The following is a 13,266-nucleotide window of genomic DNA, read 5'->3' on the forward strand; positions in this document are numbered from 1 at the left end:
GTCCGGCACCCGTCGCTACCATCAGCGGGTGCCGGACCGTTCTGTTTCCCCCACCCTCGACCTGCAGCTCAGCTGGCGGGGTGCGTTCGGACGCCTCCGGGTGTTCGCGGACCGGCTCGAGGCCGAGACCGACTACCAGCGCGAGGCACGCACGGTGGTGCCGATGGACGCCGTGCAGGGGTGGCGCCTCGGGCCGTGCGACGAGGACGCGGTCTGCGTCGAGTTCGTCGCGGAGCAGGAGACCTACCGGGTGCTGCTCGACACCCCGGACGAGCAGCTCGCTGCGCTGGCGATCCGGAAGGTGCTCGGGCCCCCGCTGGAGTCCTGAGGCCGCAGGGTCAGTCGTCGGTGTCGACGCGGTCGGTGACGACGTCACCGGAGCCGGCGTCGATGCGCACGCTGTGCTTCGTGCCGGACGAGTCGAGCACGTCGCCCTCCCAGACCACCGTGCCGACGTGGTCGTCGAGCCCGAGCTCGGTGACGGTCCCGGCGTGCAGGTCCTGGAAGGCGTCGACGGCCTGCTTGACGCTCAGGTTGGCGGCTGCGACGAAGCGCTCGTGCTCGGCCGTGTCGTCCGCGTCGCCGGCTTCGGTCTGCGGGGCGCCGGCGACCGAGGTGCCGTCGGCGTTCGTGTGCACCTCGTGCTCGGTGCCGTCCTTCGTCACGACGAGGACCTCGTAGGCGGAGGCGTCCTGCTCCTGCTCGACCGAGATGACGGTGCCCGAGCCGACCTCGCCGCGTGCGGTGGCGACCGCTGCGAGCAGGGCCTTGTTCGAGCCGACCGCCGCCGCGCCGGGCGAGGACGAGCCGGTGCCGCTGCCGCTGCCGGCGGAGTCCGTGGCCGACGAGCCGACCGAGCCGGAGCCGGCCGAGCCCGTGTCGTCGTCGGAGTCGTCGCTGGCGCAACCGGTGAGGGCGAGGGCCGCCACGATCGGCAGGGCGGCGAACGCGGCGACGCGGCGGGCGGAGGGCTTCTGGTGCTGGGTGCGGAAGTTCATGTGACGAGCATCTCGTCGGGGTGCTGAAGCAGGCCTGAAGCGACCTGTTCAGCCGCCGAGTGCGATGCGGACGACGAACCGGGCGCCGCCGAGCGGCGACGCGACGACGGTCGCGTCGCCACCGTGCGCACGGACGGCATCCCGCACGATGGCGAGCCCGAGGCCCGCGCCGCCGGCATCGCGGCTGCGGGCCTCGTCGAGACGGACGAACCGCTCGAAGACGCGTTCCCGCTCGCCCTCGGGCACGCCGGCGCCGTCGTCGTCCACCGTGAGCACCGCCGAGCCGTCGTGCTCGGTGAGCGAGACTGCGACGCGGGTGCTCGCGTGCCGGACGGCGTTGTCGACGAGGTTCCGGACCACTCCGGCCAGCACGCGCTCGTCGCCGAGGACCCGCGCCGCCGAGATCGCCGAACCGTCCACCCGGACCGCGCGCACGGCGCCGTCCGGTCCGGACCATGCCCCGGCCTCTGCCCCGGTCGTGGCCCGTGCTCGTGCGCGGGCCACGGCGTCGAGGGCGAGGTCGTCGAGGTCGACTGGGCGCCGTGCCCGGATCCCGCCCTCGTCGAGGCGGGAGAGCTCGAGGAGCCCGGCGACGAGGTCCTGCAGGCGCACCGCCTCGGACCTGACGACGTCGGCGAGGTCGGCCACGTCGGAGCGTTCCGGGTGGGCGACGGCGACCTCGGCGTGCTGCCGGATCGACGCGATCGGTGACCGGAGCTCGTGGGAGGCGTCGGAGACGAACCGCCGCTGGCTCTCCGCGGACCGGTCGAGGCGGTCGAGCATCGCGTTCATCGTCGTCGCGAGCCGCGCGACCTCGTCACCGGTGTCCGGCACCTCGACCCGAGCGTCCGGGTGGGCGGCACGGATCGTCTCGACCTCGGTGCGCATCCGCTCCACGGGCCGCAGCGACCGCCCGGTGACGGCCCAGGTGACCGCCACCAGCAGCAGCACGAGCACGGGCACCCCGACCGCGAGGAGCGCGACGGCGGTGCGGACCGCGGTGTCGGCCTGGTCGAGCGAGGCGCCGTAGACGAGCGTCGCCTCGCCGCCGCCCGGCAGGTCCACGTCGTCCGCGACGAGCAGCCACCGTTCACCGTCGTGGGACCACCGGGACTCGTCGGCGGTGGGCAGGGCGTCGCCGTCGGCGTCCTCGCCGTGCGCCAGGACCGCTCCGCCGTCGCCGATCACCTGCACCAGGACGTCCTCGTAGTCGGTGACCGCGGACGCGCCGTCCGCCTCGACCCGGGAGGACACCTGCTCGAGCCCGGCCTCGGCCGAGGTGCGCACGCCGTCGAGCAGCACGAGCCGCAGCACGACGACGAACGCCACCGCGCCGATGACCAGGGCCGCGAGCACGACGAGCCCCGCGCCGAGGGTGGTCCGGGCGCGGACCGACCGGAAGCGCCGTGGTCGGGTCGGCGCGCCGGGACGCGTGCCCGGGCTCGACCCGTCAGCCACCGTCGGCCGCCAACCGGTACCCGGCGCCGCGGACCGTCTCGATCGCGGCACGCCCGAAGGGCCGGTCGAGCTTCCGGCGGAGGTGCCCGACGTACACCTCGACGATGTTCGGGTCCCCCTCGAAGTCGACGTCCCAGACGTTCTCGATGACGTCCCGCTTCGACCGCACCTGCCCCGGGTGCCGTGCGAGGTACTCGAGCACGGCGAACTCGCGGCTCGTCAGCTCGACCTGGGTCCCGCCCCGGGCCACGGTGCGCGCCGCGGGGTCGACCACCAGGTCGCCGAGCGTCAGCACCGTGGGGCGCTCCCGTGCGCCGCGGCGGACGAGCGCCCGGAGCCGGGCGACGAGCACCGGGTGCGAGAACGGCTTCGTGACGTAGTCGTCGGCCCCCGCGTCGAGTGCCTCGACCTGGTCCCACTCGCCGTCCTTCGCGGTCAGCATCAGCACGGGGGTCCAGTCACCGTCGGCACGGAGCTGGGCGCACACGGCCCAGCCGCTCAGGCCGGGCATCATCAGGTCGAGCACGATCGCGTCGTAGCGGAACTCCCGCGCGTGCCACAGGCCGTCCACGCCGTCGTTCGCGACGTCGACCGCCCACCCCTCGGCTTCGAGCCCGCGGCGCACCCCGTCGGCGAGCCGGACCTCGTCGTCGACCACCAGCACACGCATGGCACCGATCCTGCCGTGTCCCGCTGAAGCAGGGCTGAAGCGGGCCGCGATGGTGGCCAGGGGCGGACGGGAGGCCCGTGGCGGCACCGCCACGCGCCTCCTGTCCGGCGGTGGTCCGGACCAGGGCCGCGCGGCCCGCCTGCGCGGGCTCAGACCAGCAGCAGGATCCCCGCGATGACGGAGGCGACGGCGATGGCGAGCGCGACGAGCAGGAGCACGAGGTGCACCGTGTAGAACGTCGTCGGCTTGCCGGCGGCGTCACGGGCACGCGTGTCCTTCGCGACGCGCTGGAAGAAGCGCGGCCAGGTGATGACGTTGAACACGGCACCGAGGAACAGGACGACTGCGGCGAAGACGAGCACGGTCCGATCCTAGACAACCCACGACCGGGACGAGACCGGGCAGGTGGTGCTCGGCCGCCCCCAACGCGGCCGAGTCCCGACCCGGCGAGGCCACAGGATCTGTAGCACTTGCTACAGACTGTACACGGCATGCCCCACAGCGTCGAGCACCGAACGGCTACGCGGTCTCGAGGGCGGCCTCGGCATCGGCGAGGACGGCACGCTCCGACTCGGTCAGGGACGCCCGTGCACCGCGGACCCCGTCGTTGATCTCGACGATGCGGCGGCTGAGGAGCGTCGCGGGGTCGTCGGTCGGCGGGTAGGCGTTGTCCACCCCGAGCCGCTCGTGCAGGGGCGCCAGACGCTGCAGCGCGGCGTCCACCCTGCGGGCACGGCCTCGGCGCGAGATCCGGTGCCCGAACACGAGCAGGAGCATCCCGGACGCCACGCACAGCACCGCTCCCGGCGTGGTGACGTCGTAGGGCAGCGAGAGCGCGTGCGTGACCTGCAGGTCGCCGACGACGTGGGCGACGTCCATCACGACGACCACGACCATGCGGACGACCCCGAGGACACCGCCGAGGATCAGGACCCACAACCCCACCAGGTCCGTGGTCGTCCGGGCCTCACGCAGGCGCAGCACGCAGATGAACCCCGTCGCGCCGAGTGCCACACCGAGGTAGACGGTCTGCGCGATCGAGTAGACCGTGGCCGCCGGGTGCGAACCGGCGTCGAGCATGAAGGTCGTCGTGGTCGCGGGCTTGTCGAGCACGGTGAACGCGACGAGGACCACCACGATCACCACCACGAAGGACACCAGGACCGCGTTCCGGAGCCAGGGTCGTGCCGCCCCGACCGCCTTCGCCACGCCCCACAGCAGCGTGCTCGTGCCGGCCACCATGAGGCAGTCGCTGATCACGGTCACGACGTTGAACCCACCGAGCCGCGGATCGAGCCAGCGGTACAGCGGGTCGACGTTCGTGACGATGGTGGCGGCGAAGAGCAGGAACGTGAACGCGAGGGTGCGGTCCTGCCCGCGCTGCAGGACCAGCAGCACGATCGTCCCGACGAGGAGCAGCACCGCCTGGACGACGGCGATGATCACCCGAAGACCCCGCGGAAGGCACTCGGGCGGCCGCGGTGCTGGCGGATCACGGTGGCCAGGCGGTCGGCGAAGACCTCGGCCTCGTGCTCGTACGTGTTCGAGAACAGCCCACGGGCCAGCGCCCGTTCGACCTTGTACTCGGGCAGGTCGGGGATGACGTCGCGGATGTAGGCGCTCTGCGGGGCGTGCTCCTGGTGCCGGTGCAGGACGTGGCCGAGCTCGTGGCCGATGACGAACGACCGGAAGGTCGGCGACGCGGTCGGCGAGATCATCACGAGGTGCGCGTGGTCGAGCGTGGCCACGAAGCCGCAGACGGGCTCGGCAGCCAGGAACGACTCCTCGCGCACCACGATCGGCTTGCCGACGACGTCGGCCGCGGCAGCGACGGCCTGGTCGACGTCCGACCAGCCCTCTGCCGCACCACGAGCCCAGAACGCGTCGACGAGCGCGTCGGTCATGCGACGCTCCCCCGCTGCGATTCCTCCTCGAGCACCTCGGCGATGCGTCGGAGCGCGTCGGGCGACAGTTCGCCGGGGAAGGTCCGCGCCGCGAAGCCGCTCACGCGGGCGGACCGCAGGGACCGGACGAGGGCGAGCTGGGCGCCGATGCGTTCCGGTACCTCGCTGTCCTCGAGCAGGAAGCGTTCGTCGACCTCGAAGAACCCGGCCAGCAGGCGCAGGAGCTCGGTGTCGCGGTTGCGGCGGCCGTCGCCGGAGAGCATGTAGGTCCACTTGGCCCGGGACAGGGAGCCGCCGTGGGCCGCGACGTATTCTTCGATCGAGGCGAACGGCACGGGGGCACCGCGCTGGGACTCCTCGAAGTCGAGGAGCAGGTTGAGGCGGCGCGCGAGCTCGGCGGCGTCGAGCGCCCCGCCCTTCAGATCACCCGTGTCCATCTCGGACTCCTCCCCAGCCGTGTCCGCGCGGGGTGTCGGTCCGGCGCGTGGACGCCATGCTAGCGCGGACACCCGACACCGCGCCGTTACCCTCGTGGGCATGCCCCGCCGCTTCCCCGCCACCGTCGCGGCACGCGTCGAGCACGAGATCGTCATCACGAAGTCGCGCTTCATCACCACCGTGGCGCCCGTGTCCGGCGTCGAGGACGCCGACCGCGTGATCGCCGAGGTCCGCCGACGGTACTGGGACGCCCGGCACAACTGCACGGCGATGGTCACGGGCGTGCTCGGTGACCAGGCCCGCTCCTCGGACGACGGGGAACCCTCGGGCACGGCCGGCGTCCCGATGCTCGAGGTCCTGCGCCGCCGCGACCTGACCGACGTCGTCGTGGTCGTCACGCGCTACTTCGGCGGGGTGAAGCTCGGCGCGGGCGGGCTCGTCCGGGCCTACTCGACCTCGGTCTCCGAAGCGCTCGACACCGCCGTGCCCGTTCGTCGCGAGGCCCTGACGCAGGTGCGCTTCGACGTCGACCACGCCGATGCCGGGCGGCTCGACAACGTGCTGCGCGACTGGGTCCGGCACCACCACGCGACGCTCGGCCCGACCGAGTACGGGCAGGCGGCGACCTTCGAGGTGTGGGTCCCCCACGACGCGCTCGGGGCGCTGACCGCCGACCTCGCCGCGGCGTCGGCCGGCGCGCTCGAACCCGTCGTCGGCGAGGAACGGATCGTTAACGTCCCCACCGGCTGACGTCCGGTCCGACCGAAGCCCGGTCCGGACTGACTTCTGCGCTCCGGCGCACCTCGGGCGTGTCCAGGTGCCGGAGCGTGAAGACCCCTGGAACGCACGAACGCCCCGACTCGATGAGCCGGGGCGTTCGTCCTGCGGTGCACCCCCTCGGACTTGAACCGAGAACCCACTGATTAAGAGTCAGTTGCTCTGCCAATTGAGCTAGAGGTGCATGTTCCGGCTTCCGTGCCGCAACGGGAATCAACAATAGCATGGGTTTCGCGCGCCCACGACCACTCGCGGGCGCACGACGCGAACAGGAGCACCATGACCGACCGTCTCGTCCCCGGCGACACCGCCCCCGACTTCACGCTGCCCGACCAGGACGGCGTCCAGCACTCCCTGGCCGCCCTGCGCGGCAAGAAGGTCATCGTGTACTTCTACCCGGCGGCCTCCACCCCGGGCTGCACCACCGAGGCCTGTGACTTCCGCGACAACATGTCCTCGCTGCAGGCCGCCGGCTACGAGGTGCTCGGCGTCTCGAAGGACGACCAGGCGAAGCTCAAGACGTTCCAGCACGAGCAGGCGCTGACCTTCCCGCTGCTGAGCGACCCCGACCTCGCCGTGCACAAGGCGTACGCAGCCTGGGGCGAGAAGAACAACTACGGCAAGATCGTCACCGGCACGATCCGCTCCACGATCGTGGTCGGCGAGGACGGCGCCGTGCAGCTGCCGCTCTACAACGTCAAGGCCACCGGGCACGTGGCGAGCCTGCGGAAGAAGCTCGGCCTGGTCTGAGAGCCGGCCACGCACCGGAGGCCCGGTGCCGGTTCCGAGAACCGGCACCGGGCCTCCTGTGTGTGGCGGACCAGACCGTCTACTCGACCGGGCGCGCGAGCGCGGCCGTCACCGACCGCGACAGCACCAGCGTGATGCCGAGCAGGGCCGGGATGAGCAGCACCCAGCCGACCGCGGCGACCCGGAAGACGCCCTGGAACGCTCCGATCGCGATGGCGCCCTGCAGGACCTGCCAGACGATGATGCCCGAGCGCACCCACGACCGGCCGTGCCACAGGCCGTTCAGCAGCGCACCGAGCCAGAGCGCAGCGATGGCGACGAGGACGGTGAGGGCGATGCCCGACGCGATGCTCGTGGCCGGCGCGACGAGCAGTTCGACGATCAGCACGACGGTCACGACCACCAGTGCGAGGAACTCGAGGCCGACCACGACGAGCAACCCCAGCATCGCTGGCGACCGGCGCGCGATGGGGGCGGAGGGTTCGGTGTCGTTCGGGGTGTCGTCGTGCACAGTGATCCTCCAGCATCGGAACCCTTGATTTGGCCCTACCAGTATGGAACGATATTGGAGGTCGTTTGGACGGCACGATGTGGTGTGCGTCTCCCGTGGTTCATCGCTCCTCCCCCGAGCGTCTCGCGGGCGTCAGATTCGCTTCATGCGGACTCCTCCCCACAGTTGTCCCCTCCATGCCTCATGCATGGTCAGCGGTCCGATCCCCCGAACCACGGCCCCGGCCTGCCGTTCGAGCATCGACATCAAGGAGCACCACACATGGACTGGCGTGACAAGGCTGCCTGCCTCACCGCAGACCCCGAGCTCTTCTTCCCCGTCGGGAACACCGGGCCCGCCGTCGACCAGATCGAGAAGGCCAAGTCGGTCTGTGCGCGTTGCACGGTCACCGAGATGTGCCTGCAGTACGCACTCGAGAACAACCAGGACTCGGGTGTCTGGGGTGGTCTCAGCGAGGACGAGCGTCGTGCGCTGAAGCGTCGCGCCGCTCGCGCCCGCCGCGCGTCCTGACCCCGGTCGTCTGACACCACGACGCCCGTCGTCCCTTCGGGGACGGCGGGCGTCGTCGTGCGCGCGGGGATCGGCATGCGCGAGGGTCGTCATGCACAACACCGGTGTTCACGCATCGAACACCGGGACATGGGTGTTCGACCGGTGAACACCGGTGTTGTGCGGCGCTCGGACTAGGCGGCGGGGGCGGTCAGCCAGCGGAACGGGATGCTGATCGTCACCTCGGTGCCGCTGCCCGTCAGCGTGTGCCAGTCGATGGTGCCGCCGAGCTCGCCCTGGATGAGCGTGCGGACGATCTGCGTCCCGAGGCCCGACCCGACCTTGCCCTCGGGGAGCCCGACGCCGTTGTCGCGGACCTCGATCTCCAGGTGGTCGTCGAAACGGCGGGCGACGATCTCGACCTCACCGTCGCGGCCGTCCAGCCCGTGCTCGACGGCGTTCGTCACGAGTTCGGTGAGGCCGAGGGCGAGCGGCGTCGCGGCCTCGGAGGGCAGCACCCCGAACTCACCGGTCTTCTTCGGGTGCACGGTCGTGTTGTGCGACGCGGCGACCTCGGTGACCAACTTGAGGACCGAGTCGAACACCTCGTCGAAGTCCACCGTCTGGCTGAGGCCGCTCGACAGCGTGTCGTGCACGACGGCGATGGCGGCGACACGGCGCATGGCGTTCTGCAGCGAGGTCCGCGCTTCGTCCGAGTGTGTGCGTCGTGCCTGGATCCGCAGCAGGGAGGCGACGGTCTGCAGGTTGTTCTTCACGCGGTGGTGGATCTCGCGGATCGTGGCGTCCTTGGTGATGAGCTCGCGCTCCTGGTGCCGCAGCTCGGACACGTCGCGGCAGAGCACGATGGCGCCGATGCGCTCACCGTGGTCGCGGAGCGGGATCGAGCGGAGCGACACCGTGACGCCCTTCGACTCGATGTCGGCCCGCCACGGCGCCCGGCCGGTGACCACGAGCGGCAGGGACTCGTCGACGTCGAGCTGGGCGCCGATGAGCTCGGTGGTGACCTCGGCGAGGGACTTCCGCTCGAGTTCCCCCTCGAAGCCCATCCGGTTGAAGGCGCTCAGGCCGTTCGGGCTCGCGAACGTCACGGTGCCGGCGGTGTCCAGGCGCAGCAGGCCGTCGCTGGCGCGGGGCGCCCCACGGCGGGGGCCCGCCGGTGCGCCGAGGTCGGGGAAGTCACCGGTCGCGATCATGCCGAACAGGTCGTTCGCGCTCGCGGTGAAGTTGAGCTCCTGGCGGCTCGGGGTCCGCATCTCGTCCTGGTTGGAGTGCCGGGTCACGACGGCGATCGGCCGTTCGGTGGTCTCGGCGCTCTTCGGGCTCAGGCGGCGGAGCACCGGGATCGCGCGGACGCGGGTCGGGGTGTCCTCGTACCAGTCCGGCTCGGCGGAGTCGACGACGCGGGAACCAGCGAAGCTCTCGGTCACCTGGCCGCGCCACTCCTCGCGGATCTCCTGCCCGACGATGTCCCGGTAGAACAGCGTCGCCGCGGAGCTCGGGCGGGCGTGCGCGACGGCCACGAACGAGCCGTCCTCGGCGGTCGGGACCCAGAGCACCATGTCGGCGAAGGACAGGTCGGCGAGGAGCTGCCAGTCCCCCACGAGCAGGTGGAGCCACTCCACGTCTGCTTCCGAGGAACGGCCTTGCGCGAGGACGAGGTCACTGAGGGTCGACACCCAGCCAGTCTAGGTCCGCCGCCTTGTGGAGAACGTCGCCCTCTCCACAGGGTAGACAGCGTTGTATTTCGTATGTCGTACGCCCCATACGCTCGCTCCAACGACGGAAGGGGCAGGGGTGGCAGAGCAGGCACGCCGCATCGATCACGAGACGACGGCGGTGCACCCACCGCCCCTGCGGATCGTGGAACCGGCACCGGAACCAGCCGCGGCGTCAGGTCCCCCGGAGCCCGAGTCGACCGCTCGGGCGCTCGGGCTCTGCGTCGCCGAGGTGCTCACCGGGGCACGCGAGGTCGACAGCATCGCCCGGTGGATCAGCGACGACGTGCAGCGCCACCTGCAGCAGCGGGCCGCGGTGGCGGCGCACGCCCGGGGATCCGGCCAGCGGGCTCGAGGGCGCCCGGTGCTCCGGGTCGGCAGCGTCCTGGTCTGCCGCCCCGCGGACGGCGTCGCAGAGGCGACGGTCATCGTGCACACGCGCAGCCACGCGCGAGCGGTCGCGATGCGCCTCGAGACGCGGCACGGTCGGTGGCAGGCGACCGCCATCGGCGTCCTGTAGGTGTGCCCGCTGCCGACCTGGAGGCCCGTGGCGGCGCCGCCACGGGCCTCCGATCCGGCAGGCGGCACGCATCGCTCGCGCGCGGGACGCTAGTTCTTCTTGGTGGCCTGTCGACGCTCGGCGCGGTTGCTCGCCGCAGCCTGTCCGGAGGCCGTGGCCGCGTTGCCGAACGCGGAGCCCTGCTCCGGCTCGGCAGCCGCTTCAGCCTCGGCCTGGGCGCGCTGCGCACGAGCGGTGGCGGCCTGCTCGAGGCGCCCCTTCTCGTCGCGGACCTCGACCTCGCCGTCGATGGACGGTGCCGAGTACTCGAGGCCGGAGACCTCGTCCTCGCCGAGCCCCTTGGCCTCGATGACCGCGTTCTCGCCGTCGGACTGCACCTGGACCTCGAGGTTGAACAGGTAGCCGACGGACTCTTCGCGGATCTGCCCCATCATCGTCTGGAACAGTGCGTAGCCCTCGCGCTGGTACTCGACCAGCGGGTCACGCTGCGCCATCGCGCGGAGGCCGATGCCGTCCTTCAGGTAGTCCATCTCGTACAGGTGGTCGCGCCAGCGGCGGTCGATCACCGAGAGCACCACACGACGCTCGAGCTCGCGCATCGCCTCGTCGCCGAGGAGTTCCTCACGCTGCTGGTAGGCCAGCTTGGCGTCGGAGAGGATCTCGCGGGCCAGGAAGTCTCGCGACGCCTTGCCCTTCGAGCCGGCCTCGGTGATGACCTCGTCGATGGAGATCGAGATCGGGTAGAGGGTGCCGAGCTCGGTCCACATGGCGTCGAGGTCCCAGTCGTCCGGGGAGCCTTCGCCCGTGTGGGTGTCGATGACGTCGTCGATGACCGCCTTGAGGAAGGCCTGCGCGCGGTCGTGCAGGTCGTCGCCCTCGAGGATGTGGCGGCGGTCGCTGTAGATCGCCTCACGCTGACGGTTCAGGACGTCGTCGTACTTCAGGACGTTCTTGCGGATCTCGGCGTTGCGGCCCTCGACCTGAGACTGGGCGGACCGGATCGCGCGGCCGACGAGCTTGTTCTCGATCGCCAGGTCGTCCGGGACGTTCGAGCGGCCCATCAGGCTCTCGGCGGCACCGGAGTTGAACAGGCGCATCAGGTCGTCGGTCAGCGACAGGTAGAAGCGGCTCTCGCCCGGGTCACCCTGGCGGCCGGAACGACCACGCAGCTGGTTGTCGATGCGTCGCGACTCGTGGCGCTCGGTGCCGAGCACGTACAGGCCGCCGACTGCGCGGACCTTGTCGCCCTCTTCCTCGACCTCGGCCTTGACGCGGGCGAACACGTCGTCCCACGCGGCTTCGTACTCGTCGGGGGTCTCGGTCGGCGACAGGCCCTTCGCGTGCATCTCCTGCACGGCGAGGAACTCCGCGTTGCCACCGAGCATGATGTCGGTACCACGACCGGCCATGTTCGTCGCGACGGTCACAGCGCCGAAGCGACCGGCCTGGGCGACGATCGCGGCTTCACGGGCGTGGTTCTTCGCGTTGAGGACCTCGTGCTTCACACCCTGCTTGGCGAGGAGCTTCGACAGGTACTCGGACTTCTCGACGCTCGTGGTACCGACGAGGACGGGCTGGCCCTTCTCGTGACGCTCCGCGATGTCCTCGGCGACCTGCTCGAACTTCGACTTCTCGTTCTTGTAGACGAGGTCCGTCTGGTCGATGCGCTGCATCGGCTTGTTCGTCGGGATGGCGACGACGCCGAGCTTGTAGGTCGACATGAACTCGGCCGCCTCGGTCTCGGCGGTACCGGTCATGCCGGAGAGCTTCTGGTACAGGCGGAAGTAGTTCTGCAGCGTGACGGTGGCGAGGGTCTGGTTCTCGGCCTTGACCTCGACGCCTTCCTTGGCCTCGATCGCCTGGTGGATGCCCTCGTTGTAGCGGCGGCCCATCAGGATGCGGCCGGTGTGCTCGTCGACGATGAGCACCTCGCCGTTCATCACGACGTAGTCCTTGTCCTTCTTGAACAGGGCGACGGCCTTGATGGAGTTGTTCAGGAACGAGATGAGCGGGGTGTTCGCCGACTCGTACAGGTTGTCGATGCCGAGGTAGTCCTCGACCTTCTCGATGCCGGGCTCGAGGACGCCGACGGTGCGCTTCTTCTCGTCGACCTCGTAGTCCTCGCCCGGGGTCAGGCGCGTGGCGATCGAGGCGAACTCGGTGAACCACCGGTTGGCCTCGCCCGACGACGGACCGGAGATGATGAGCGGCGTCCGGGCCTCGTCGATGAGGATCGAGTCGACCTCGTCCACGACGGCGAAGAAGTGGCCGCGCTGCACCATGTCGGAGGCCTGCCACGCCATGTTGTCGCGCAGGTAGTCGAAGCCGAACTCGTTGTTCGTGCCGTAGGTGATGTCGGCGGCGTACTGCTCGCGACGCTCCGGCGGGCTCTGGTTCGCGATGATGCAGCCGGTGGTCATGCCGAGCGCGCGGAAGACGCGGCCCATGATCTCGGACTGGTACGAGGCCAGGTAGTCGTTGACCGTGATGACGTGCACGCCGCGCGACGGGATCGCGTTGAGGTACGCGGCGGTCGTCGCGACGAGGGTCTTGCCCTCACCGGTCTTCATCTCGGCGATGTTGCCGAGGTGCAGGGCCGCGCCACCCATGAGCTGCACGTCGAAGTGCCGCATGCCCAGGGTGCGCTTCGCGGCTTCACGCACGGCGGCGAACGCCTCGGGCAGGAGGTCGTCGAGGGTCTCGCCGTTGGCGTACCGCTCGCGCAGCTCCTTGGTCTCGTCGTGGAGTTCCTCGTCGGTGAGGCTCGAGAAGTCGTCCTCGAGGTCGTTGATGGCCGAGGCGTACGCCTTCAGCCGACGGAGGGTTCGTCCTTCGCCGATGCGGAGGACCTTCTCCAGCACGTTTGCCACGTGAACTCCTTACGGGGTCGTCGCGCGCGACCTGCACGCCCGATCGACCAGTCATGCTAGCAACCCGCGAACGCTCGGCGCTGTGAGCGCCGCGGCTGTCGCGGACACGGGTGTGCGCGGCCCGCGAACGGACCGCGCACACGGA

The 13,266-nt window shown here is 70.8% G+C and carries 15 protein-coding genes and 1 tRNA gene; 5 read left to right on the plus strand and 11 right to left on the minus strand.

Annotation, left to right across the window (positions count from 1 at the left end):
* The first annotated feature begins 28 nt into the window (after positions 1-28).
* Complete coding sequence (locus BOSE127_RS06360; protein WP_042538775.1) at positions 29-328, plus strand: hypothetical protein; 300 nt, start codon at positions 29-31, stop codon at positions 326-328.
* A gap of 10 nt (positions 329-338) precedes the next feature.
* Here the strand turns inward: BOSE127_RS06360 and BOSE127_RS06365 are convergent, their stop codons facing one another.
* From BOSE127_RS06365 to BOSE127_RS06395, 7 genes are all read right to left on the minus strand, one after another.
* A complete protein-coding gene (locus BOSE127_RS06365; protein ID WP_159556630.1) occupies positions 339-998 on the minus strand; it encodes a PepSY domain-containing protein in 660 nt (219 codons plus the stop codon).
* A 48-nt stretch (positions 999-1,046) separates the two neighbouring features.
* Positions 1,047-2,456, minus strand: a complete 1,410-nt coding sequence (locus BOSE127_RS06370) for a sensor histidine kinase (protein WP_159556632.1) — start codon at positions 2,454-2,456, stop codon at positions 1,047-1,049.
* Positions 2,449-3,126, minus strand: a complete 678-nt coding sequence (locus BOSE127_RS06375; protein WP_017888828.1) for a response regulator transcription factor — start codon at positions 3,124-3,126, stop codon at positions 2,449-2,451. Before BOSE127_RS06375 ends, BOSE127_RS06370 begins: the two co-directional genes overlap by 8 nt.
* Positions 3,127-3,275: 149 nt before the next feature.
* Positions 3,276-3,488, minus strand: a complete 213-nt coding sequence (locus tag BOSE127_RS06380; protein WP_017888827.1) for an SCO4848 family membrane protein — start codon at positions 3,486-3,488, stop codon at positions 3,276-3,278.
* Between the two features lie 157 nt (positions 3,489-3,645).
* Positions 3,646-4,572 carry a hypothetical protein gene (locus tag BOSE127_RS06385; protein ID WP_159556634.1) on the minus strand — a complete coding sequence of 309 codons (927 nt, stop codon included), beginning with the start codon at positions 4,570-4,572 and terminating at the stop codon, positions 3,646-3,648.
* A complete protein-coding gene (locus BOSE127_RS06390) occupies positions 4,569-5,030 on the minus strand; it encodes an ImmA/IrrE family metallo-endopeptidase (RefSeq protein WP_159556636.1) in 462 nt (153 codons plus the stop codon). The genes BOSE127_RS06385 and BOSE127_RS06390 overlap by 4 nt, the downstream gene beginning before the upstream one ends.
* On the minus strand, positions 5,027-5,467 hold the full coding sequence (locus BOSE127_RS06395) for a hypothetical protein (RefSeq protein WP_017888824.1): 441 nt from the start codon (positions 5,465-5,467) through the stop codon (positions 5,027-5,029). The genes BOSE127_RS06390 and BOSE127_RS06395 overlap by 4 nt, the downstream gene beginning before the upstream one ends.
* A 100-nt stretch (positions 5,468-5,567) precedes the next feature.
* Here BOSE127_RS06395 and BOSE127_RS06400 point away from each other — a divergent pair, with 100 nt between their 5' ends.
* Entirely contained in the window at positions 5,568-6,218 is a 651-nt protein-coding gene (locus BOSE127_RS06400; RefSeq protein WP_056071084.1) for a YigZ family protein, read from the plus strand.
* A gap of 138 nt (positions 6,219-6,356) precedes the next feature.
* Here the strand turns inward: BOSE127_RS06400 and BOSE127_RS06405 are convergent.
* Positions 6,357-6,429: transfer RNA gene (locus BOSE127_RS06405), tRNA-Lys, on the minus strand.
* 95 nt (positions 6,430-6,524) lie between these two features.
* Between BOSE127_RS06405 and bcp the strand changes: the two genes are divergently transcribed.
* A complete protein-coding gene (gene bcp, locus BOSE127_RS06410) occupies positions 6,525-6,995 on the plus strand; it encodes a thioredoxin-dependent thiol peroxidase (protein WP_017888822.1) in 471 nt (156 codons plus the stop codon).
* Positions 6,996-7,074: 79 nt separating this feature from the next.
* Here the strand turns inward: bcp and BOSE127_RS06415 are convergent, their stop codons facing one another.
* A complete protein-coding gene (locus tag BOSE127_RS06415) occupies positions 7,075-7,506 on the minus strand; it encodes a hypothetical protein (RefSeq protein WP_159556638.1) in 432 nt (143 codons plus the stop codon).
* A 261-nt stretch (positions 7,507-7,767) separates the two neighbouring features.
* Here BOSE127_RS06415 and BOSE127_RS06420 point away from each other — a divergent pair, with 261 nt between their 5' ends.
* Positions 7,768-8,016, plus strand: coding sequence for a WhiB family transcriptional regulator (locus BOSE127_RS06420; RefSeq protein WP_017888820.1), 249 nt, complete (start codon positions 7,768-7,770; stop codon positions 8,014-8,016).
* A gap of 173 nt (positions 8,017-8,189) precedes the next feature.
* On the opposite strand, the gene BOSE127_RS06425 is transcribed toward BOSE127_RS06420, so the two are convergent.
* The gene (locus tag BOSE127_RS06425) at positions 8,190-9,692 is read right to left on the minus strand and encodes a sensor histidine kinase (protein ID WP_042538784.1); all 1,503 of its coding nucleotides are present in this window, start codon (positions 9,690-9,692) and stop codon (positions 8,190-8,192) included.
* A gap of 118 nt (positions 9,693-9,810) precedes the next feature.
* Between BOSE127_RS06425 and BOSE127_RS06430 the strand changes: the two genes are divergently transcribed.
* Positions 9,811-10,251: an Rv3235 family protein gene (locus BOSE127_RS06430; protein ID WP_017888819.1), complete on the plus strand. Its 441-nt coding sequence runs from the start codon at positions 9,811-9,813 to the stop codon at positions 10,249-10,251.
* Between the two features lie 89 nt (positions 10,252-10,340).
* On the opposite strand, the gene secA is transcribed toward BOSE127_RS06430, so the two are convergent.
* On the minus strand, positions 10,341-13,121 hold the full coding sequence (secA, locus tag BOSE127_RS06435) for a preprotein translocase subunit SecA (RefSeq protein WP_056070934.1): 2,781 nt from the start codon (positions 13,119-13,121) through the stop codon (positions 10,341-10,343).
* Positions 13,122-13,266: the final 145 nt, after the last annotated feature.

The organism is Curtobacterium sp. 8I-2, from assembly GCF_902506155.1.
Classification (GTDB): domain Bacteria; phylum Actinomycetota; class Actinomycetes; order Actinomycetales; family Microbacteriaceae; genus Curtobacterium; species Curtobacterium poinsettiae.